Source organism: Bacillus sp. PSXD-155, assembly GCF_049310765.1.
GTDB lineage: Bacteria > Bacillota > Bacilli > Bacillales > Bacillaceae_G > Bacillus_A > Bacillus_A cereus.
In genome coordinates this window covers 1-21,865 of sequence record NZ_JBMOWC010000067.1, presented here as the reverse complement: position 1 = coordinate 21,865, position 21,865 = coordinate 1, and the positions used below count along the sequence as shown (strand labels likewise).

Here is a 21,865-nt window from a genome sequence, read left to right as displayed (position 1 = left end):
TGAAGTGCACCCCAATTGTTAGACACAGTCTAACAATTGGAGGTGCATTTTTTATGGCTAAATTTTCTTCAAAAGAAAAAATCCAAGCGGTGAAACGATATTTAGATGGTACAGAAAGTGGAAAAATAATTGCTAAATCTATAGGAGTTAACCCTAGCGTACTTCGTGAGTGGATTAGACGATATGAGTCTTCAGGTGAAAAGGCCTTTGAAAAGTGCTATACATTCTACCCAGCCCAGTATAAACTAGATGTACTTTATTATATGAATGAACACGGGACATCTATCAGAGAAACAGCGGCACTTTTCAATATACCGTCTTATGAAACACTTCGGAAATGGAAAATAGCTTATGAAACAGGAGGATTGGATGCCCTACAATCAAAGAAAAAGGGGCATCCAACCATGAAAGATAAAAAAATAAAACCAGTAGATGAAGGATCAATCGAAGCCTTACAAGCGGAAAATGAGCGTTTACGTATGGAAAATGCATATTTAAAAAAGTTGAATGCCTTAGTTCAAAACAAAGAAAAATCACCAAACAAGACAAAGCGCAAGTAATCTACGAGTTAAGGCATGAATTTCCTATCAAGGAGTTACTTCAACTCGCAAACATTCCACGTAGTACGTACTATTACTGGATGAAACATTTTAATCGTCCTGATCCAAATGCGGAGGTAAAAGAACTGATTCAAGCTATTTATAATGAACACGATGGGTGTTATGGTTATCGTCGTATTCGTGATGAACTTATGAATCGTGGACACAAAGTAAATCATAAAAAAGTATATCGCCTTATGAAAGAATTAGGGTTAAAATGTCTGGTTCGTATGAAAAAATATCGCTCTTACAAAGGGACAGTTGGGAAAATTGCGCCAAATATTTTAAATCGCAACTTCCAAGCTGAAAAACCAAATGAAAAGTGGGTTACAGATATTACGGAGTTTAAGTTATTTGGGGAGAAGTTATACCTATCACCAATGTTGGATTTATTTAATGGTGAAATTATCACGTATACAATTAGTTCCAGACCGACCTATTCCCTTGTTTCAACGATGTTGGACCAAGCCCTTTATTGTGTAACCGATCCGGATAAACTCCTCATTCACTCTGATCAAGGTTGGCACTATCAAATGAAACAATACCGTCATTCTCTTAAGAATTGTGGCATAACTCAAAGTATGTCTCGCAAAGGAAACTGTTATGACAATGCCGTTATTGAAAATTTCTTCGGTATCATGAAATCGGAATTTCTGTATCGAAAAGAATTTGAAAGTATAACACATTTCAAACAAGAATTAGCAAAGTATATAGAATACTATAATCATAAAAGAATTAAGGCAAAATTAAAGGGTATGAGCCCAGTACAATACCGGGCTCATACCCTAGAGGCTGCCTAATGAAACGACCTGTCTAACTTTCGGGGGTCACTTCAATTATCTTGGATGGCTTTTGTTATGTTACGTGTGTAAAGTTATTTTAAAATAACGACAAGATAATAGGTGAGATTATAACAATATTTGTGTAAGAGAATAAAAAATGTAGATAATTTCGATTTTCAAAAAAATCAATTTGAAAATATGTTTTTATTTTGCAACTAAATATGTTACTATATGTGTGATAAAAACAAAGAGGTCTGACAACTATACTCCACGTAATAACACTCTAATGATTTAAAAATTCAAAAAACTCAAAATTCAAAAATAACAATTGTATTAATGATTAGAGTAAAAATAAGGGGAATGGAGAAATTATGGAGAAAGACACTGCTTTGTAAGGGGCATATTTTATCATCTTGAGCAGAGAGGAGGATGCATAGCATATTGTAAAATATAGAGATAAACAATGAAAAAGTGCTATGCAAATGAAGAGCATGAAGGGACGTTTAAGGCCAGGTGATACGGTAGCAATTGGTTTGATGCTATTTGCATTATTTTTAGGAGCAGGAAATTTAATTTTCCCGCCAGTTTTAGGTCAACAAGCAGGAGAGAATGTTTGGATTGCTACAATAGGATTCCTTGTAACGGGAGTCGGATTACCCCTACTAGCTGTAACAGCTGTCGCGTTTGTAGAGGGGGACTTGAAAGCGCTATCTTCTAGAGTCCACCCTATATTTGCGTTTATTTTCCCATTGATTAGTTATTTAGCAATTGGACCATTTTTCGCGATTCCGCGTACTGGAGCTGTTTCGTTTGAAATGGGTATGAAGCCGTTTTTATCAGAGGCAATGGTTTCAGAGTGGTACATGCTATTTCTTTTTACGATAGTTTTCTTCGGAATAACGTGGTATTTATCATTAAATCCATCTAAATTAGTGGATTGGTTTGGAAAGTTTCTTACGCCACTATTGGTATTAATTGTCGCTGTTATTGTCGGAAAGGCAATTATTGATCCAATTGGAGAGCCAGTTGCACCGTTAGCTGCTTACAAAGAAAATGCTTTCTTTGGTGGATTTATTCAAGGATATTTAACGATGGATGCAATTAGTGCTCTGGTATTTGGAATTGTCGTTGTACAAGTTATCCGCTCTAAAGGGATAAAAGAGAGTAGTCAAATTGCAAAAATAACAGTTGTATCAGGTATTATTGCTGTACTTGGTTTAACGTTAATTTATTTATCACTTGCTTATCTTGGTTCAACAAGTACATCACTTGGTATTTCAGAAAACGGTGGTCTTATTTTAACGAATGTTGTAAATGAGCTATATGGGACGAGTGGTAAAATTTTATTAGGGCTTGTTATTATACTCGCTTGTTTAACAACTTCTGTTGGGTTAACATCTGCGTGTGCGGGTTTCTTTACAAACTTATTCCCAAAACTTTCGCATAAAACGATTGTAACAATGGTATGTGTATTTAGTTTAATTGTATCTAACCTAGGTTTAACACAATTAATCGCAGTAACATTACCTGTGTTAATGATCATTTATCCAGTTGCAATTGTATTAATCGTACTTTCGTATTTCCATAAGTGGATTGGGAAGCGTAATACAATTTATATTGGAGCTATTTTAGGTGCATTGTTAATTAGTTTCTTTAACGGTTTAGAAAGTGCGAAAATTAAAATTGACGCGATTTCTAATGTACTACAAATGTTACCGTTATATAACGAAGGAATCGGATGGTTAATTCCATCATGTATTGGCGGGATTCTCGGTTTCTTCTTCTATAAATCAAATGAATCAAGTGAATTACAAAAGAAAGGTGCTTAGGCACCTTTCTTTTTTTGAAGAGGATTTTTGTATTTTGTCTAAGTAATAATTGGGGGGAATGATAAATGGCTAATTTTGAAGATTTTTTAAATTTGGATTTGAGAATTGGAACTGTAATACATGCAGAGGAATTTAAAGAAGCGAGAGTACCAGCGATTAAACTAGCAATAGATTTTGGAGAAATCGGGATAAAGCAGTCAAGTGCCCAAATTACGAAAAGGTACAGTCCAGAAGATTTAGTCGGTCAACAAATCGTTGCGGTTGTAAACTTTCCACCGAAGCGTGTAGCTGGATTCAAATCAGAAGTGCTTGTGCTTGGCGGCGTTCCTGAAGCTGATGATGTTGTGTTGCTTCAGCCTAATATGGAATTGCCAAATGGAACGAAAATTAGCTAGGGTGAAGGTAGGGGCTAATATGGATATCGGACGAGAATATTTACAATGTGCGATTTCGAACTTTAAAGCAACAAAGAAGCAAGGGGAACGGGCACTTTCTCAATTATCATATGAACAAATACAATGGTATTCTCATGAAGAAACAAATAGTATAGCGATTATTATAAAGCATCTGCACGGTAATATGCGTTCTAGATGGACGGATTTTTTAACGTCTGATGGTGAAAAAACCGATCGTAATCGAGATGGTGAATTTGAGGGATGCTATCATTCAAAAGAAGAAGCCCTTATAGCTTGGCAAGAAGGATGGAAATATGTTTTTAATACGATGAATACTTTAGCGCCGGAGCACTTATTGAAGACGGTATACATTCGCGGTGAAGCACATACTGTCATGCAAGCAATTGAAAGGCAAATTTCTCATTATGCATTGCATATTGGTCAGATTATTTACATTGGGAAGATGTTAAAAGAAAATGAGTGGGAATGTTTAAGTATTCCGAGAGGTCAGTCTGCACGTTATGTAGAGAAAAAACGTTCCACATAATAATAAGAAAGAAACCGATAAAAAATGGGAAATAAGAAAATCAGCCAAATAATAGATGGTTCTGTAATCATAAGAATGCTGCCAAAAATAAGTCCATACATAATAAGAAAGAAATTGAAAAGTGTATTCACTGGGATAAATCGTGAGAGGAACACTTGCTGTCGTTTAAAACAATCACTGTGAAATAAATAAAAGCGGAAGTACCATGTGGCGGTAATAAGATCTTTCTTTCTCACAATTCTTTTTTTGCATGTATGACAGATAAATGTTGGTTGCATTTCATTACACTCCATTTTTTATTTTTATAATAATGTGAGACATAAGTAGGTACAACGTGTATGTTCCTATATACGCTCCTGCAATAAGGAAAAATGGATTCAGTAAAATCCCATGAATGCTCGTCATGAAAACTAAATCTTGTATTAAAACATCGTATATATTAATGGAAATAATTGTACCGAGTACATACAGTGCCAAGTACGCAGAAATATGTAGTACAATAGAGACTTTTGGATGCTTAGCGGACAAATAAAAAATGAATGATAGAGCGATTGGTAATATTCCTATTAATAGCTTCAATTCATTTCACCTCATTAACAATATAGCCGAAATTTTAACGGTCTATTCTCTAGGGCTTGTACATAACTTGAAATAGAGAGGTGATAGTATGAATCGGGGCTTTTTTTTTATGAAGTTTACAAGTATGCGTAAGTTAGTTTTATTTGTTATTACTACAGTGCTAGCGACTTTTTTTCTTATTAGTATGATGGTAACCTCTATGAAAGAGACGAAGTCAACGTATTTATATAATTGGTTAAATGAGTTATCGATGAATGGTTACATGTATGTACTTGGAAAAGAGAATCATTATTTTACACAGGAGTATCGAAATTTGAATCAAGATTTTTCAATTTCTTCTTTTCTCTTTTCTATGGCTACAAATATTCGCTTTAATGATGTACGCAGTTTTGTCGGGAAAGAGCTACCCGGGTTTGGTAAGTACGATACAGAAATTGTTATTGCGGGTGAGGGCACAAACTATTCTAACTTACCGATAGAGTCGAGTGTACCTCTTGAAGAAGTAGTGAAAGAACGGACTAGTGGAACTGGACAAGCACCTAAACAAGATACGAATAAAGAGAAGAAACAGCCGTCCCAAACGACCGGGAAAAGACAAGTTGCGTTTATTTATCATACACATAGCTGGGAATCTTATTTACCTTTACTTAACTTAACGAATGATCCGAATCCGAATAAAGCAACGAGTTCTGTATCGAATATTTCTATATTAGGAGATCGTTTCCGTGAACAACTAGAAGGTGAAGGGATTGGAGCTACTAACGATAAGAGTGATGTTGGTCAAAAGTTAATAAGTAAGGGTTTAAACAGTAATAGTTCGTATAAAATGTCACGAGAAATTGTGCAGCAAGCTATGGCTGGAAATAAAGATCTTCAATACTTTTTTGATTTGCATCGTGATAGTGCTCGAAAGAATGTAACGACAAAAACAATTGGAGATAAATCATATGCGAAGCTTGCATTTGTAGTAGGGAAAGGAAATAAAAATTATGAAAAAAACTTACAATTAGCGACAGCTTTACATGAGGCGATTAATAAGAAATATCCAGGAGTGAGTCGTGGGGTCATTCAAAAAGGTTTCCAAACAGGAAATGGAATCTATAATCAAGATTTATCAGGACAAGCGATATTAATAGAAGTTGGCGGTGTAGATAATACGGAGGAAGAATTGAATCGATCAATTGATGCACTTGCTAAAGCATTTGGTGAATATTTTTGGCAGGCAGAAAAAGTGAATGGATAAAGTGAAACTTGAATTAGCCAGGGTATCTATCGATAATTATTAGCTCACTTCAATCTTGGAAAAGCGTAAGTGTAATACTTACGTTTTTTGTGTTGGTTTGAAATGTGGATAGCAAGATGTCACAAAATGGACATGATTAATAATTATTATAGCGATATCGAAATTTGTCTAATTATAATAGGAGAATTAGAAAGGGATTTTTGAAATGGCAGAGAAAATCTTTTTACAAGGAAAATTTTTATATTATGAAATTGATAGGGTGATTTAGGTGATTAGGGAGATCAAAGTAGAAGATGCAGCATCATTTTTGCAATTAAGTAAGCAATTAGATGAAGAAACGAAGTTTATGTTATATGAACCAGGAGAAAGGAAAACTACAGCTGAGCAACAAGAAAAAATGATCCAGCGATTTATAGAAAATGAATATGCAACAATATTTGTAGCAGTTGAAGATGAGAGAATAATAGGTTTTATATTAGTGAATGGAAATAACATTCAAAGAAAGAGGCATGTGGCAAGCATTGTAATTGGTATTTTGCAAGAGTATAACGGGCGAGGTATTGGGACGAGATTGTTTAAAGAGGTTGAGAAGTGGGCAAAATTACATGATGTATGGCGTTTAGAATTAACAGTAATGGCCCACAATACAAGAGCTCAGGCACTATATAAAAAAGCTGGATTTGAGAAGGAAGGTGTCAAAAAAGCTGCTCTTATTATCGATGGAAAGGACATCGATGAGTATGAAATGGCCAAATTATTAAAATAAGAGGTCGTTATATGAAAAAAAGATGGGCACTACTCGGTATCGTAGCTGCAATAATTATTGTTGGAGTAGCAGGAATCAATTATAAAATGTATAAGGATAAGCAGGCGCGGGAAGTAAGTGTAAATAGTATATTTCCGAAAGCGAAAGAAACAATTGCTAATATGGATGGGGATATTGCGGTAATTAATAATCCGAATTCAATGCTTGTACTTGTGAATAAAAGTAGGCGTTTACCAGATGGTTATAGACCGCCAGATTTAGTTATTCCGAAAGTGCGCTACTCTAGTGAAGGTGATCAAGAAAAGAAAAAGATGAGAAAAGAGGCAGCGAGGGCGCTTGAGGAAATGTTCCAGCAAGCTAACAACGAGCGTATTTTCCTTTTTGCAGTTTCTGGATTTAGATCCTTTGATCGACAAAAAGCATTAAATACGATGTATAAAAAACAAGATGGGGAAGCAAAAACAGCAATGTCTAGCGCGGTTCCTGGCACAAGTGAGCATCAAACTGGATTAGCTATGGATATTACGTCTCAATCTGCTAAATTTCAGTTAGAGACGGTTTTTGGGGAAACGAAAGAAGGTCAGTGGCTTTCTGAAAATGCCCATAAATTTGGTTTTGTGATTCGATACACAAAAGCGAAAGAAACGATTACGGGCTATCGGTATGAACCATGGCACGTAAGGTATGTGGGAAATCCACAAGCTACATATTTGTATGATAATCAACTGACGCTTGAAGAAGTAACAGAGTAAATGATTGAGGGGAGAGACGTATAATGACGATGTTATATAAGAAAAAAGTACATGCATATATTACAAGAGAAAAAGAGGGGGTTATGCAATTACTGGTTTTTAAACATTGTGATATACATGAAGCTGGTATTCAAGTGCCAGGGGGAACGGTTGATGAAGGTGAAACGTTAGAAGCGGCTATATTGCGTGAAGTACAGGAAGAATCCGGATTGCGTCATTTATGTATAGAGCGTTTTTTAGCAGATTACATTATACATGTGAAGGAAAAACAGGAATATGAAAAACGTCACTTTTTTCATGTAACTTTACTAACTGATGTAAAAGATACATGGGAACATATAGTAAGTGCTGGTAAGAAAGATCAAGGTTTAGCGTTTAGCTACGAATGGGTTAATATTGCAAAATGCCCTGAATTAGCAGGGAAACAAGGAGAGTTTTTACACTTATTAGATGAGATATATGTAAAGTAATAAAAGAGTCTGAAGCGAAAGTTCATTCGTTTCAGACTCTTTTTATTTTTCGGGAAATTAAAGGCTTTTTGAATAGATAAATTGAATTTCTTTAAAGGAATATTAGTTTGGAATAGTTGGGGTGAAAAGATGAAAAAGTAAGAGTTATACGCAAAAAAGTTGCTATAAGGGAGAATATAAATGGAGATTCAGTTTAATCCAGTATTAAAAAAAGAATTAACAATTCATGATATACAAACCGAAATGGAATCTGGGCAGTTAACTTCAAAGGAATTAGTGATGTATTATCTTCATAGAATCGCAAAGTATGACCAAGACGGACCGGAAATTAATTCTATTTTAGAAATCAATCCAGATGCTATTTTTATCGCAGAAGCGTTAGATTATGAAAGAAAGACAAAAGGTATAAGGGGTCCATTACATGGTATACCTGTTTTGCTTAAAGACAATATTGAAACGAATGACTCCATGCATACAAGTGCAGGTACGATTGCTCTAGAACAAAATATAAGCAGTGAAGATGCATTTCTCGTTACAAAATTACGAGAAGCCGGAGCAGTAATAATAGGAAAAACAAATATGACAGAATTAGCAAATGCAATGTCTTTTGAAATGTGGGCTGGATATAGTGCAAGAGGTGGTCAAACAATCAATCCATACGGAACGGGCAAGGACCATATGTTTGTTGGCGGATCTAGTACAGGATCTGCGATAGCAGTTGCTGCTAACTTTACAGTAGTATCTATTGGGACAGAAACCGATGCTTCTATTTTGAGCCCTGCTGTTCAAAATTCTGTAGTAGGTATTAAACCGACTGTCGGTTTAATTAGTCGTAGAGGAATTATTCCATTTACTTATTCGCAAGATACAGCTGGACCATTTGCTAGAACGGTAACAGATGCTGCTATTTTGCTAGGGAGTTTAATTGGAGTAGATGAGAAAGATGTTGCTACTCATAGAAGTGAAGGTAGGGCAGAGCAAGATTATACAAAATATCTTAATGTTAATGGCTTAAATGGAGCGAAGATTGGTGTGTTTAACGATGCACCAAAAGATTATTACGAAAATGGTGAGTATGATGAAATCTTGTTTAAGGAAACGATCCAAGTATTACGTAATGAAGGAGCGACAGTAGTAGAAAATATTAATATTCCTTCTTTTCATAGAGAATGGAGTTGGGGAGTGCCGCTTTATGAACTGAAGCATAGTTTAGATAACTATCTTTCTAAATTACCTTCTACTATTCCGGTACATTCTATTTCGGAGTTAATGGAGTTTAATAAAAACATAGCAGAAAGAGCTTTAAAATATGGACAAACTAAGTTAGAGGGAAGAAAAGATTTTCCTAATACGTTACGAAATCCAGAATATTTAAATGCAAGATTAGAAGATATATATTTTTCACAAGAACAAGGCATTGATTTTGCATTGGAAAAATATAATCTTGATGCGATACTGTTTCCTTCCTATATAGCTTCTACCATATGTGCGAAAGCGGGTTATCCGTCTATAGCAATACCTGCAGGGTATATGGAAAGCGGGAGACCTTTTGGAATTACGATTGCAAGTACTGCCTTTAGTGAAGGGATATTAATTAAGCTAGCTTACGCTTTTGAACAGGCGACAAAACATAGAAAAATCCCAAACTTGTCATGAATAGAATAAATAAAAAGGACAGGGAATGCCTGTCCTTTTTGTTTTAGTGATTAAAGTGAAATATCGTTCTGCTCTGTTTTATGATATTTTAATAAACTAAAAGATAAACAAGCGGAACATAAAATAAGAATAGATGCGATGATATAAATTGTACGAACACCGAACATATCAGTAATAATGCCAACGCTAAGCATAGAAAGACCAGAAGCTGTTGAAAGAAGCGCGCCATGTGCTGTATACATTTTTGATAATAAAGAAGGGGTGACACTTGATTGTAAAACAGTCGTTTGAGAAATATCTCTAATTTGATAACATGGTCCCATTAGAACACATAGAAAAAGCGCAATAAATCCGCTGCTTGTCATACCATATAAAAATGTAAGAATGCTAAACATAAGAGAGCCTATCGACATGGAGCGTATTAAATTGTTTTGAATATAGGAACTGATTTTCCATGCCAATAGACCACCGATTAACGTGCCAACATAATAACTTGTATTAATATATCCCCACCATTCCTCGCCTTTATGAAGGATAGTCGTAACATATGCCATCGTAATAGCACCGATCCATATTGTTCCGGCGAAAGTTTCAATTAAGTCCATATATGTAACGGTACGGAGAGAAGGATTTTGAAATAAGAGTTTCCAACCTTCCGATAAAGCAGTACTTTTTGAAGAGGGAGGATCTGCTATTCGTTCAGTATGTATGGTACGTAATGAAAAGTGTAATGCAATACATCCAAAAATCATTAACATGTTATTAATCATGAGTGTAGATGTAGCGCCAATGAGAAGAACGATAACACTCGTAAATGAATAAGCGGCGACTTGCGCAATTTGTGTTGAAAAGGAAAAGATACTATTTACTTTTACTAATTTTTCTTTCGGTGTAAGGCGCGGAAGAATGCTGTATAGTAATGGAGCGCTCCATCCACTACATAATGAAATGAAAAAAATAAAAGTTAATAGAGCTATAATGTTTGTGGATAAGACTGGAAACAAAATCATTAATAATAGTAAAAAGACTGTTTTTAGCCATTGTAGCGTATATAACAACGTATAAGATGGAAAACGATTTATTATTAGTGGTGCAGAGATGTTAGCAATTAGATTTGTGATAACTTGTAATAATGGAAAAAGAGCAGTAATAGTAGCTGATTTAGTTGCTATATAAATATGAGTTGTAATAATCATTACATATACGATGTCAGCGAGAGTAATGCATGTTTTGGAACCTAAGTAGTAGGTTAGTGACAGGTTTCTCAATAAGAATAACACCTCTATAAAAATAGTATTTAGTAATTAGAATAATTGTAATTTAAAAAATGAAATTTTTAAAGAATTTAATTTTTTGTCACTTTTTGAAAGGAATTTTCATGTATAATGAAGAATATATTGATATAGTATTATATTAATAATCATTGTAACAGTGAGTATGTACAATAGCTTGTAGCAAACGCCCAAGTGTAAGAAAGGGCGGATAAACCATTCTTTTCTTCATATACATATAGAAAATGAGAAAGAAAGTGAGGGTTGCATATGGCTGCTTGGGTAATTTGGTTTATAATAGCTGGTATTTTATTTATTGCAGAAATGTTGTCGATTACATTTTACATGCTTTGGCTTGGAATTGGAGCTGTTGTCGGAGGTCTTATTGCTTTGTTTGCTCCTGATGCACTACTGTTACAAGTTACTGTTGGCGCAATTATAAGTTTAACTTTGACATTCTTTACGAAAAGAATTTCAAAAAACTTTCGAGAAGCAAAAGGTTTTACGGATACAGTAGATATGCTTGTTGGTAAAAAAGGGATTGTTATGCAAGCGATTACAAATGAAGCGAATGGTATTGTGAAGGTGGATGGAGATACTTGGACAGCTATTGCAGATTCTTCAATTGATGCTGGAGAAAAAGTCGTTGTTATAAAGAGGCATAGTACTATATTACAAGTAAAAAAGGAGAGTGAATAAATATGGTAGCATTAACGTTAACGATTATATTCGCACTAATTGTAGTTACATTTATCGCATTAACAATTAAAATTATTCCTCAGCAAAAAGTTGGGGTTGTTGAAAGATTTGGTAAGTTTCAACGTATCATGCACCCAGGATTAAATATTTTAATCCCAATTGTAGATCGTGTTCGTGTATATCACGACTTACGTATTCAACAAACGAATGTACCACCGCAAAAGGTAATTACGAAAGATAATGTTCAAGTAGAAATAGATACAATTATTTTCTATCAAATTGTTGAACCAGAGCTTGCGACATATGGTATTTCAAACTATGAATATGGTGTTCGTAATATTACTTCAGCAACGATGCGTCAAATTATCGGTAAAATGGAACTGGATGAAACGTTATCTGGTCGTGAAAAAATTTCAACAGAAATCCGCTTAGCGCTTGATGAAGCAACAGAAAAATGGGGCGTACGTATTGAACGTGTCGAAGTTGTTGATATTAACCCGCCAAAAGATGTGCAAGCATCAATGGAAAAACAAATGAAGGCTGAGCGTAATAAACGTGCGATTATTTTAGAAGCTGAAGCAGCAAAACAAGATAAAGTTCTTCGCGCTGAAGGGGAAAAGCAAAGTAAAATCTTGATGGCTGAAGGGGATAAAGAAGCGCGTATTCGCGAAGCTGAAGGTTTAAAAGAAGCAAAAGAATTAGAAGCACAAGGGGAAGCACGAGCAATTGAAGAAATCGCAAAAGCAGAACAAAATCGTATTGAATTGCTTCGTGAAGCGAATTTGGATGAGCGTATCCTTGCTTACAAATCATTCGAATCATTAGCTGAAGTTGCAAAAGGACCAGCAAATAAAGTCTTTATTCCTTCTAATGCAATTGAAACACTTGGTACTCTTGGGGCAATTGGAGAAATATTTAAAGAAAAACAAGCGAAGAAACTACCTTCAAATGATACAGGAAAAGAACAATAAAAGTGAGGAAGAGAAATGGGATACCATTTCTCTTTTTTTGTGCGTATATTCCGAAAAGCTTGTACATATCCATGTATAAAGAAGGTGATGCAGTGAAAAAGTATGCAACTCGAATACATGGGAAGAAACTGATTTCGTTACTCCTTTTATATGCGCTAATAGTAATTATAATAGCGTCGATTTTGACGTCACTTTTACATACAATGAAATCGAATTATGCAAATCAATGGTTTGGAAAAGTATCGATGCAAGGTTTTGTTCAAATGATAGAAAGTGAGAATCACTATTACGGATTTGATTATTTTAAGCAGAATAAAAGAGAGTCAGTTGGGAATTTAATGTTCTCTATTGCGACAGATTTGAAAATTAAAGATTTAAGAACATTCGTCGGTAAAGAAGTACCTGGTATGTCAAAGTATTATTCTAATATTATCGTAGCTGGGGAAGGGACAAACTTGACGAATATCCCAAATGAATCTAGTGTACCGATTGAAGAAGTAACGAAAGAACGGGAAGTAGCAAAAGATAAAGTTACAGAAGCGGAAAAGAATAATCCGGTTCAGAAAAAGAACGGAGCGAAAAAAGGTGAAAGTGCAGTATATATTTATCATACACATAGCTGGGAATCCTTCTTTCCATTATTACCAGGGGCAACTGATCCATCTAGCCCAGATGTAAATGTGTCCTTACTAGGAAAACGTATGAAGGAACAACTTGAGGGGCAAGGAATTCCAGTAATTCACGATAAAACGAATATGGGTGATTTATTAGCGAGTAAAAAGTGGGTATGGTATCAGTCATATAAAGCATCTCATGAATATGTAAAAGGAGCATTAGCACAAAATAATAAAATTGCGTTTCCGATTGATATACATCGTGATGATCAGCGTAAGAAAGTAACAACAAAAGTAATTAATGGAAAATCGTATGCAAGATTATATTTTATTATTGGGATGGAAAATGAAGGCCGTGCTGAAAATGAAAAAATTGCAAGAGCGATCAATAGTTATTTAGATGAAAACTATTACGGATTAAGTAGAGGGATTTTTCCGAAGTATAAAAAAGATGGAAATGGCGTTTATAACCAAGATCTATCGAAAAATGCGATGCTAATTGAAGTTGGTGGTGTTGATAATACGTTAGATGAATTATATAACACAATTGATGTGTTAACAGAAGCGTTTAGTAAATATTATTGGAATGATGCGGAAAAAGTGAATGGATGAGGGACGGAAGACCGTTCCTTTTTATTTTGAAATCTTAAAATATGATATAATAGAATTTTGTGAATGTTAAATAAGGGGGGAGAGAGAAACATGCAAATACTACTAATACGCCACGGAGAATCAGAAGCTGATATTTTACATGTGCATGAAGGACGAGCTGATTTTGAGTTGACTGACAAAGGGAGACGACAAGTACAAAGACTTGTACAGAAAGTGAAAAAAGATTTTGCACCAGATTTCATTTGGGCAAGCACATTAAAACGCGCTCGCGAAACGGGTGAAACATTAGCAGAAGCAATTGGTTGTCCAATTCAATTAGAAGAGGAATTAATGGAGTTTAATAATGGAATACAAGCTGGTTTATCATTTGAAGAAGCAAAGAAATATCCAGAGCCAAAGTTTCTTCATGACCGTTTTGAAAACGGAGAGTCATTTATTGAGTTTCGAATGAGAATAGAAGGAATCTTTTCTAAAATTGTGACAGAGAATACATATGATCGAATTGCGATTGTTGCCCATGGAGGCGTAATTAATAGTCTATTACGTGCATTTTTCAAAATGCCAATTTCAATGGACTACTATTTCAAAATGGGAGATACGGGAATAAGTTTAATTGAAATTGAGGGTGAATAAAAAACGGTGCATTTCATTAATGATACGAATCATTTGGACGGGATGTAAAGACTTATGTACAAAGTTGCATTTTTGGATGTTGACAGTACGCTTTTAAGCGAGATTGATAGAAGTATGCACGAAAGTACAAAAGACGCGGTACAAAGATTAATAGATAAGGGGATTCACGTAGTTGTTACAACAGGGAGACCATATAGTTTATGCTCACAATTTAAGGGGCTAGGCATAAAAACGTATATTTCTGCAAATGGTGCACATATAAAATGTGGGGAAGAAGTTATACATAAATCAGTACTTTCAAGCGAAATCGTTCATGATATTTCAAATTTTGCTGAATTACATGGTCACAGTGTTTCTTACTTTACAGAAGAATTTGCAATGAATGATATTGCCTCTAAAGATGAACGTGTCATACGAGCGTTAAATGAAACTTTAAATTTAGAGCGGTATCCTGACAAAGTTAAAAACTTGTCAGATGAGATGTATTGCATATGTCTGTATGCTGATGAAGCAGAAGCTCAAAAATTCATTGAAAGATATCCAGCACTTACGTTTGACCGTTTTCATGGTTACGTTATGAATGTATTGGAAGATAGTAAAGTATCGAAGCTAACTGCAATTCAAAAAGTATTGGAACATTTAAATATTAGTAAATCAGAAGCCATTGCTTTTGGTGATGGTGGAAATGATATTGAGATGTTGCAGTATGTAGGATTAGGAGTTGCGATGGGAAATGGTGGAGAGGAGTTGAAGAGAAGGGCTGATTTCGTTACAACGAAGGCGAGTGAAGGTGGAATTTCTTATGCCTTAAAGAAGTTGCACATTATTTAAAACTGATAGCTAGTCAGTGTGAAAAATCCTGTTTTAATAATGGGATTTTTTTGTTCAACAATGTGCTTGCAATAAAAGGAAAAATATGAGTATAATGAGAAAGTAATTAGGTAAGCTAATTATTTGATGAGAAAGGAGAGTGAAGATGAATGGATTCAAGAAAAGATTCTCTTCCTTTAGGGATTGAGCCGTACGCAGAGTTAATCAAAAAGACAGCATCAGCGGAAACGGATCCAATTGCAGCAAAACTTGGTTTGTTAATGTTATGGACGTCTGATAATGTTCTTGATGCGGTTGACGTAGATTTAGCTCCGCTTGGTATTTCAGAGAGTAAATTAGATTTTTTACTATTGTTTATTTTGCGTGAAATGGAAGCGAATGGGGAAGAGGTGAACATGAGTCCTTCGGATATTGCGAGTCGATTAGGGATTACACGTGCTTCTGTCACTGGCTTATTAGATTGGATGGAGAAACGAGAGTTAATCGTAAGATTCCACCATTCTGAAGATCGAAGAAGATTAAAGGTGAAAATTACTCCGAAAGGAAAAGAACTAGTTACACATTCTTTACCAACTTTTTGGTTATCTTGCGCTTCGTTAGTTGATGGCTTTAATCAAGAAGAGCGTCAAGTTTTAGAAAAGCTATTAAATAAAATGCAAACAACTATGCAGGTGAAATTAGGAGAAGGTAGGTAAATAAGTTGATTATGAAGATCAACTTATTTATTTGGACATATAATTAGCTTACCTTATTATATGATTAACTAACTTTATGAACGGTGATAATTTTTGCTATGTAATTAAAATAAATAAGAGTTAAAGGAATGCTATTTTAGTAATTTAGAGAGTTTAAACTAATAAAAACAAATCGTAATAAGGGAGAGAGTTTATGATGGAAATAGGAAAGGAAGTAAATAGTGAAAAGAATTATACAATAATGACAGCAGTATTATGTTGGTCGGGTATGGTAGTTATGTCTAGCCTATATGTAACAATACCTTTAATCTCTCTATTTTCAAACATTTTTAATACGTCATTAGCACAATCGGCAGCTACAGGAAGTATATTTTCTGTTGGCTTTGCTATAGGGTGTTTGTTATTTGGGGCAATTTCTGATAAATATGGACGAAAAAAAGTGATTTTTATTGGATTGCTTGCACTGTCGATTGTTTCTTTTTGCTTAGGGTTTGTAGATAGTTTATTTTGGCTTGTTATTTTTAGAGGTATACAAGGGATAGCAGCAGCTACATTTTCTCCAGTAGCGCTAGCCTACGTTGTAGAAATGTTCCCAGTAGAAAGAAGGGTTACAACAATAGGATTTGTTAGTACTGGTTTTTTAGTAGCTGGAATTGTAGGGCAGGTAATAAGTACTGCTGTTAGTCAGCATTTTGGATGGCATATGGTTTTCTTTCTTCTTAGCATTGTCTATATAAGTACTGCTATATGGGTTTATTATTCTCTTCCGAAAGGAGAGACGTCTCAATCCTATACTGATATTTTGGGGCCAATTAAACAGATGGGTAAAGTTTTTACAAATAAAAGCTTAGTATTAAGCTATATAATTGCATTTGTTTTATTAATGGCTTTTGTTAATATGTATACTGTTTTAGGGAATTATTTGAGCTCTCCTACTTACAATTTAACTGCAGAACAAATTCTTTATTTTCGCTTAGCGGGGCTATTTGGTATGTTGCTGTCACCGCTTGCAGGTCGTTTAACGAAGAGGTTTGAAGTAAGAAAAGTTCTTCAGGGAGGATTGTTGATCGCTATTTTTAGTCTAAGTTCAATGGGCTTTGTTTCGTATCTATCTCTACTTGTAATGATGAGTGTCTGTTTTGTAATAGGTATTGCTATATCCGTTCCGTCTTTAGTTTCTCTTGTAGGTCAATTAGGAGGGAAAGCGAGGGGAATAGCAGTATCTATTTATACTTTTATTTTATTTTTAGGTACTAGTATAGGACCTATTATTTCTATTTATCTAATGAAAATAGGAGGGTATGCTCAAACATTTATTTTATTAGGAATGCTACTTTTTATTGGTTTTGTAGCTTCTCTATTTATAATTAATGAATAAGTGGAAAATCACTCAAATAAAGGAATGCGAGGATCTTTCATATGCTCACATAATAAAAGATGAATTTGTCCACGATGATGATAAAAGTGTGCAACGATTTCAAGTAACCATTCAAAGCGCGAATAAGAAATACCCCAATAGGCAGTCATAACTTCTGCTAATTCTATTTGGGAGTAGGAAAGAAATGTTTTGGAGAGAAGGTTGTATCCTTCAATCATCGTTTGTTGCATTTGAGCAACTGTTACGGGCGTATGTTCTATATAAAAGGTATGTAATTCTTTTTCTGGAATACCATTTAAAATGAGCAAATCAGCATGACAAATAAGAGAAAGATGTGTACACATTTCAAATAATGATCGTTTTGAGTGAATCGGTTGTATTTTTAAATCGTTTTCACTATATTGGTTAAGCATATAAATAGAAGTATCAATAGCAACTTTTAGTTGATGTAATGCAGATTGAACAAACATTGTAATTCTCCTCGTCTCCGTATATAATAGTTTCTTGAGGATATTATATCATACTCAAAATTCCGAAAATTCTAGTAGTTTGACTAGCATAATGAAAAGTATTATATTGTAAAAGGTCATATGAAACGTGAAATAGAATGGAATGCAATTATTGAGTTAGGAGTTAGACCAATGAGTTTGAAATATGGAAGAGATACAATTGTAGAAATTGACTTAAATGCTGTAAAACATAATGTAAAAGAATTTAAAAAACATGTAAATGATGAAGAAATTAAGATGATGGCTGCTGTAAAAGCGAATGGGTATGGCCATGGGGCAGTTGAAGTTGCCAAAGCTGCAATTGAAGCTGGAATAAATCAACTTGCAGTTGCATTTGTAGATGAAGCAATAGAATTAAGAGAAGCAGGAATTACTGTGCCGATTTTAATTTTAGGATACACACCAGTAGCGGCTGTAGAAGATGTAATTCAATATGACGTTATGATGACTGTTTATAGAGTAGAAGATTTACATGGTATAAATGAAATTGCAAACCGTCTTCAAAAGAAAGTACAAATTCAAGTGAAAATTGATACAGGAATGAGTCGTATCGGTTTACAAGAAGAAGAAGTTAAACCATTTTTAGAAGAATTAAACCGTATGGAGTATATAGAAGTAGTAGGGATATTTACGCATTACTCTACGGCAGATGAAATCGATAAATCATATACGAATATGCAAACAAGTTTATTTGAAAAAGCTGTTAATACAGCGAAAGAATTAGGAATTCAAATACCATATATTCATAGTTCAAATAGTGCAGGATCAATGGAATTAAGTAACACATTTCAAAATATGGTGCGCGTTGGAATAGGAGTGTACGGTATGTATCCATCAAAAGAGGTGGATCATTCAGTCGTTTCTTTACAGCCTGCGTTGTCGTTAAAATCAAAAGTGGCTCATATTAAACATGCGAAGAAAAATCGTGGTGTAAGTTATGGGAATACGTATGTAACAACTGGTGAAGAATGGATTGCGACTGTACCAATTGGTTATGCTGATGGTTATAATCGTCAATTATCTAATAAAGGCTATGCGTTAATTAACGGGGTTCGAGTACCTGTAATTGGCCGTGTTTGTATGGATCAGTTAATGTTGGATGTTTCAAAAGCGATGCCAGTACAAGTAGGAGACGAAGTAGTATTCTACGGTAAACAAGGTGAAGAAAATATCACAGTAGAAGAAATAGCGGATATGTTAAGTACAATAAACTATGAAGTTACATGTATGCTAGATAGAAGAATTCCGCGTGTTTATAAAGAAAATGACGAAACAACTGCAGTTGTAAATATATTAAGAAAAAACTGAATCATTTAGATTCAGTTTTTTTATTTTTGGCAAGTGAAAAATGCTCTATTTGTACCGTACGATTGAATATTTTTAAAACCTACAGATTGTAATGCATGAGTAATTTCGTCTTTAGTGTAACATGTTTCTTTAAAAGAAAAGTCACTTCTTTTCCAAATATCATTTGTATCACGCGTAAATAATATGAAATTCATTTCTGCTTTTTTGTTTTTATTATCAAATGTAGAATCAATCGTACAAACATATTCTTTCTCTGAAATATGAAACGAAGCAATCCAGTTTTCAAGAAATCCTTTTTCCATATTCATATCAAATGCGAATATACCCTCGTTATGTAATACGGAGTAAACGTTGTGAAACACACTTTTTAGTTCATCTAAATTCATAATATGGTTTAAACTATCACCGGCAGAGATGACGTAGTGGAATTGCTCATTTATATTGAAATAGCGAGCGTCATCGACGAAAAAGGTTGCATCTGGCGCATTTTCACGTGCATATTCAATCATTTGAGTAGAACCATCTATACCAGTTACTACAAAATTGTTATCAAGTAGTTTCCTAGTAAGATGACCAGTCCCGCAACAAAGATCTAAAATATGAGAATGTGGTTGTGCATATTGTAAAACGAGTTTTTCAAAAGCTAGATAGGAGTGTTCGGCAAAATGTCCCCAATGTTTATTATAAATAGATGCGAAAATATCATAATCAGAATAAATAAGTTTTTTAGACATAAATATTCTCCGTGCTATTCATTAAATTATAATAGTCATGCTTCGTTTTAATTTTAAAACCACATTGTGTATATAGTTTTAAAGCATGGTTATTTTTCGTTTCGACGTCTAATTCAATTGTTGAAGTTCCTTCTGTAATAAGGGTATGTACCATATAACTAAGAATATCTTTTCCATATCCTTTACCTTGATAAGAAGGATGAACAGCGAATCCTGATAATGTAGTAGATTGTTCTTGCTCAGTAACTGTAATTGTTCCAATAGCTTTTTCGTTAATAAGAGCACTGTAAACTTTATGAGAAGGTGAAGTCATCATTTTTTGTAACCATGTAGTCGTATTGTCTACTGAATCACCAAAAGCTTTACTAGAAATCTCAATAAGGTCAAGCAGTGATTCTGAAGATGCAAGAGTAAGCTGTATATTATTATCTGTTGTTTTTTGAATTTCGTTTATTTTGAACTCCATACTATATTCACTATATAAATACGGTAACTTCATATGTTTTATAAATTCATTCCCAGAAATAGAATCCCCATTGATAATAAGAAGAGCTTCATCTGTCTCTCTATTTTGTATTTCTTTCATTGCAGTTTGTAAAAGGGTAGTTCCGAAACGTTGTTTTCTAAAATGAGGATGTACAAAGCCTATTAGTTCAAGCTTTGTTGGTCTTTCGAAATCATACATATTTAAAGTGCCAATTAATTGAGTACCGTTATAAAGAAGAAAATCGTTTATATGATCTTCATTTCGATTTTTTAAAAAGTTGATATGTAAATCTGAAGAGTAATCAAGATTGTCTTGTTGCCCGCAAATATAAGCCAAATCCTTCATTTGCTGTATTTCACTTTCTGTTACAGAACGCTTTTTCTGAATATCCATTGTATACTCCCTCTCATTTGTATTTAAAAATAGGATGGGTAACTTAACCATTCCTTTAATTCCACACTACCTTGCACAGATAACAGTCGGTATAAATAACGATATGGTTGTCTACATTCTACAAGATGAGGAATAGGCATAATTGTTTCGTAACCACTTTGAAAGGCATGTGCTTCTTTTTCAGTAAGTACATATTCTAGTCCGATAAAATCAAACTCTCGCGGGGCAACCGCGTAAGCTTCAGTATCTACTAAACCCGTAATAGTTGTACCGTCATATAAAAATTGGGTAGGGTCCATATCAAGTAAGACGAGTGTAGCTTCTTTTGGTACGGACAGGGAAGAAAGCTGTGATTCAAAGGTAGGAAATGCATCTTGTATGCTTTCATCATCGGAATAAAACATATTCACAAGCTCTTTACTCACGTTTAAAATATGTGATTGGAATTCATTTAGTGGAATTTTGAACGTGCCTGACGGATTTCCTATAAAATCGGCTTTAAACTTATGTATTTCTGCAAGTCCTTTTCCTAGGCTAAATAAAATAGAATCTGGTTGCTCGATAAAAGATTGAACTGTGTTACCTACTAACTTTTCGACCACCACAAATTCACGGCCATTTAAAACATGTTTTTCTAATATTGTTGGGATAGGAAGATTCGTATGTTCTTGCAGCAATGTATGTACAGTTTCTAAATGATGGACGTTCCTTGGATCAATTCCAAATAGATTTTTACATCCCCACCAAAAATCATTATTTGGTTCTTCATTCATTTTAGAGGTACGAACGATAACTTCTGTATCTTCTGTTTGAACGAGAAAAACATCACTTGCATGATCTTCATAACCTGGGTGCAAGGCCTGAACGGATAGAATAGGTGAATTGAATAGTTGTTGTAGCATGAAAAGACTCCTTTTTTCTGTAAATTCTATAAATTCATTATATAACAGATGATGTGTTATGAGGATAAAGATAAAAAGATTGAAAGCATACTTACATTTATAGTGAAAGCTCATTAAAAATATTATATTTCTCTATTTTTGTATGAATTGTCTAAAAATAATAGTGGTAATACTTGAATGTAAGACTCGTATCTTTAAATCTATGAAGAG

General features: G+C 34.3%; 24 protein-coding genes. 17 read left to right on the top strand and 7 right to left on the bottom strand.

Annotated features, from left to right (window positions below; translation table 11 throughout):
• Positions 1 to 53 precede the first annotated feature (53 nt).
• The 4 genes from ACO6VI_RS30075 to ACO6VI_RS30060 all read left to right on the top strand — a co-directional run bounded on the left by ACO6VI_RS30075 (position 54) and on the right by ACO6VI_RS30060 (position 4,152).
• A protein-coding gene (locus ACO6VI_RS30075; RefSeq protein WP_098840180.1) for an IS3-like element ISBth10 family transposase occupies positions 54 to 1,399 on the top strand; the annotation gives its coding sequence in 2 pieces (ribosomal slippage) (positions 54 to 495 and positions 495 to 1,399; 1,347 coding nt in all).
• A gap of 473 nt (positions 1,400 to 1,872) precedes the next feature.
• Positions 1,873 to 3,210: a branched-chain amino acid transport system II carrier protein BrnQ4 gene (gene brnQ4 / locus ACO6VI_RS30070; protein ID WP_422424904.1), complete on the top strand. Its 1,338-nt coding sequence runs from the start codon at positions 1,873 to 1,875 to the stop codon at positions 3,208 to 3,210.
• Positions 3,211 to 3,275: 65 nt separating this feature from the next.
• Positions 3,276 to 3,605: a chaperone CsaA gene (gene csaA, locus ACO6VI_RS30065; RefSeq protein ID WP_001263018.1), complete on the top strand. Its 330-nt coding sequence runs from the start codon at positions 3,276 to 3,278 to the stop codon at positions 3,603 to 3,605.
• Positions 3,586 to 4,152, top strand: coding sequence for a DUF1572 domain-containing protein (locus tag ACO6VI_RS30060; protein WP_065483331.1), 567 nt, complete (start codon positions 3,586 to 3,588; stop codon positions 4,150 to 4,152). Before csaA ends, ACO6VI_RS30060 begins: the two co-directional genes overlap by 20 nt.
• Here the strand turns inward: ACO6VI_RS30060 and ACO6VI_RS30055 are convergent.
• Both ACO6VI_RS30055 and ACO6VI_RS30050 read right to left on the bottom strand, forming a co-directional pair.
• Positions 4,125 to 4,430: a permease gene (locus tag ACO6VI_RS30055; RefSeq protein WP_071730037.1), complete on the bottom strand. Its 306-nt coding sequence runs from the start codon at positions 4,428 to 4,430 to the stop codon at positions 4,125 to 4,127. The genes ACO6VI_RS30060 and ACO6VI_RS30055 overlap by 28 nt on opposite strands.
• A 4-nt stretch (positions 4,431 to 4,434) precedes the next feature.
• The gene (locus tag ACO6VI_RS30050; protein WP_422424902.1) at positions 4,435 to 4,731 is read right to left on the bottom strand and encodes a hypothetical protein; all 297 of its coding nucleotides are present in this window, start codon (positions 4,729 to 4,731) and stop codon (positions 4,435 to 4,437) included.
• An 88-nt stretch (positions 4,732 to 4,819) separates the two neighbouring features.
• On the opposite strand from ACO6VI_RS30050, the gene spoIIP (ACO6VI_RS30045) reads away from it, so the two are divergent.
• From spoIIP (ACO6VI_RS30045) to ACO6VI_RS30025, 5 genes are all read left to right on the top strand, one after another.
• Complete coding sequence (gene spoIIP, locus ACO6VI_RS30045; protein ID WP_001079283.1) at positions 4,820 to 5,974, top strand: stage II sporulation protein P; 1,155 nt, start codon at positions 4,820 to 4,822, stop codon at positions 5,972 to 5,974.
• A 268-nt stretch (positions 5,975 to 6,242) separates the two neighbouring features.
• Positions 6,243 to 6,740 carry a GNAT family N-acetyltransferase gene (locus tag ACO6VI_RS30040; RefSeq protein ID WP_002093964.1) on the top strand — a complete coding sequence of 166 codons (498 nt, stop codon included), beginning with the start codon at positions 6,243 to 6,245 and terminating at the stop codon, positions 6,738 to 6,740.
• 11 nt (positions 6,741 to 6,751) lie between these two features.
• Positions 6,752 to 7,492, top strand: coding sequence for a M15 family metallopeptidase (locus ACO6VI_RS30035; protein WP_000747650.1), 741 nt, complete (start codon positions 6,752 to 6,754; stop codon positions 7,490 to 7,492).
• Positions 7,493 to 7,515: 23 nt separating this feature from the next.
• Complete coding sequence (locus ACO6VI_RS30030; RefSeq protein WP_000178281.1) at positions 7,516 to 7,962, top strand: NUDIX hydrolase; 447 nt, start codon at positions 7,516 to 7,518, stop codon at positions 7,960 to 7,962.
• A gap of 180 nt (positions 7,963 to 8,142) precedes the next feature.
• Positions 8,143 to 9,618, top strand: a complete 1,476-nt coding sequence (locus ACO6VI_RS30025) for an amidase family protein (RefSeq protein ID WP_000405414.1) — start codon at positions 8,143 to 8,145, stop codon at positions 9,616 to 9,618.
• Positions 9,619 to 9,668: 50 nt separating this feature from the next.
• Here ACO6VI_RS30025 and ACO6VI_RS30020 read toward each other — a convergent pair whose 3' ends face one another.
• Positions 9,669 to 10,886, bottom strand: coding sequence for an MFS transporter (locus ACO6VI_RS30020; protein WP_023521756.1), 1,218 nt, complete (start codon positions 10,884 to 10,886; stop codon positions 9,669 to 9,671).
• A 273-nt stretch (positions 10,887 to 11,159) separates the two neighbouring features.
• Here ACO6VI_RS30020 and ACO6VI_RS30015 point away from each other — a divergent pair, with 273 nt between their 5' ends.
• The 7 genes from ACO6VI_RS30015 (at position 11,160) to ACO6VI_RS29985 (ending at position 17,322) form a co-directional block, all read left to right on the top strand.
• Positions 11,160 to 11,588 (top strand): NfeD family protein, encoded by a 429-nt coding sequence (locus ACO6VI_RS30015; protein ID WP_000741971.1) that lies wholly within the window; start codon positions 11,160 to 11,162, stop codon positions 11,586 to 11,588.
• Positions 11,589 to 11,590: 2 nt separating this feature from the next.
• Positions 11,591 to 12,559 (top strand): SPFH domain-containing protein, encoded by a 969-nt coding sequence (locus ACO6VI_RS30010; protein WP_000226257.1) that lies wholly within the window; start codon positions 11,591 to 11,593, stop codon positions 12,557 to 12,559.
• A gap of 20 nt (positions 12,560 to 12,579) precedes the next feature.
• Positions 12,580 to 13,785, top strand: coding sequence for a stage II sporulation protein P (spoIIP, locus tag ACO6VI_RS30005; protein WP_307838012.1), 1,206 nt, complete (start codon positions 12,580 to 12,582; stop codon positions 13,783 to 13,785).
• A gap of 90 nt (positions 13,786 to 13,875) precedes the next feature.
• Entirely contained in the window at positions 13,876 to 14,418 is a 543-nt protein-coding gene (locus tag ACO6VI_RS30000; RefSeq protein WP_422424897.1) for a histidine phosphatase family protein, read from the top strand.
• 54 nt (positions 14,419 to 14,472) lie between these two features.
• Positions 14,473 to 15,249: a Cof-type HAD-IIB family hydrolase gene (locus tag ACO6VI_RS29995; protein ID WP_422424895.1), complete on the top strand. Its 777-nt coding sequence runs from the start codon at positions 14,473 to 14,475 to the stop codon at positions 15,247 to 15,249.
• 149 nt (positions 15,250 to 15,398) lie between these two features.
• A complete protein-coding gene (locus tag ACO6VI_RS29990) occupies positions 15,399 to 15,944 on the top strand; it encodes a MarR family winged helix-turn-helix transcriptional regulator (protein ID WP_000378333.1) in 546 nt (181 codons plus the stop codon).
• A 196-nt stretch (positions 15,945 to 16,140) separates the two neighbouring features.
• Positions 16,141 to 17,322: an MFS transporter gene (locus tag ACO6VI_RS29985; protein WP_023521758.1), complete on the top strand. Its 1,182-nt coding sequence runs from the start codon at positions 16,141 to 16,143 to the stop codon at positions 17,320 to 17,322.
• An 8-nt stretch (positions 17,323 to 17,330) separates the two neighbouring features.
• Here the strand turns inward: ACO6VI_RS29985 and ACO6VI_RS29980 are convergent, their stop codons facing one another.
• The gene (locus ACO6VI_RS29980) at positions 17,331 to 17,792 is read right to left on the bottom strand and encodes a DinB family protein (protein WP_000498006.1); all 462 of its coding nucleotides are present in this window, start codon (positions 17,790 to 17,792) and stop codon (positions 17,331 to 17,333) included.
• A 171-nt stretch (positions 17,793 to 17,963) separates the two neighbouring features.
• Between ACO6VI_RS29980 and alr the strand changes: the two genes are divergently transcribed.
• Positions 17,964 to 19,139: an alanine racemase gene (gene alr, locus ACO6VI_RS29975; RefSeq protein ID WP_002093966.1), complete on the top strand. Its 1,176-nt coding sequence runs from the start codon at positions 17,964 to 17,966 to the stop codon at positions 19,137 to 19,139.
• Between the two features lie 20 nt (positions 19,140 to 19,159).
• Here alr and ACO6VI_RS29970 read toward each other — a convergent pair whose 3' ends face one another.
• From ACO6VI_RS29970 to ACO6VI_RS29960, 3 genes are read right to left on the bottom strand one after another with little or no spacing between them, the layout of a single operon-like run.
• Positions 19,160 to 19,873 carry a class I SAM-dependent methyltransferase gene (locus ACO6VI_RS29970; RefSeq protein ID WP_063547110.1) on the bottom strand — a complete coding sequence of 238 codons (714 nt, stop codon included), beginning with the start codon at positions 19,871 to 19,873 and terminating at the stop codon, positions 19,160 to 19,162.
• Positions 19,866 to 20,753 carry a GNAT family N-acetyltransferase gene (locus ACO6VI_RS29965; protein ID WP_422424892.1) on the bottom strand — a complete coding sequence of 296 codons (888 nt, stop codon included), beginning with the start codon at positions 20,751 to 20,753 and terminating at the stop codon, positions 19,866 to 19,868. The genes ACO6VI_RS29970 and ACO6VI_RS29965 overlap by 8 nt, the downstream gene beginning before the upstream one ends.
• A 23-nt stretch (positions 20,754 to 20,776) precedes the next feature.
• The gene (locus ACO6VI_RS29960) at positions 20,777 to 21,655 is read right to left on the bottom strand and encodes a hypothetical protein (protein WP_063547111.1); all 879 of its coding nucleotides are present in this window, start codon (positions 21,653 to 21,655) and stop codon (positions 20,777 to 20,779) included.
• Between the last annotated feature and the right edge of the window lie 210 nt (positions 21,656 to 21,865).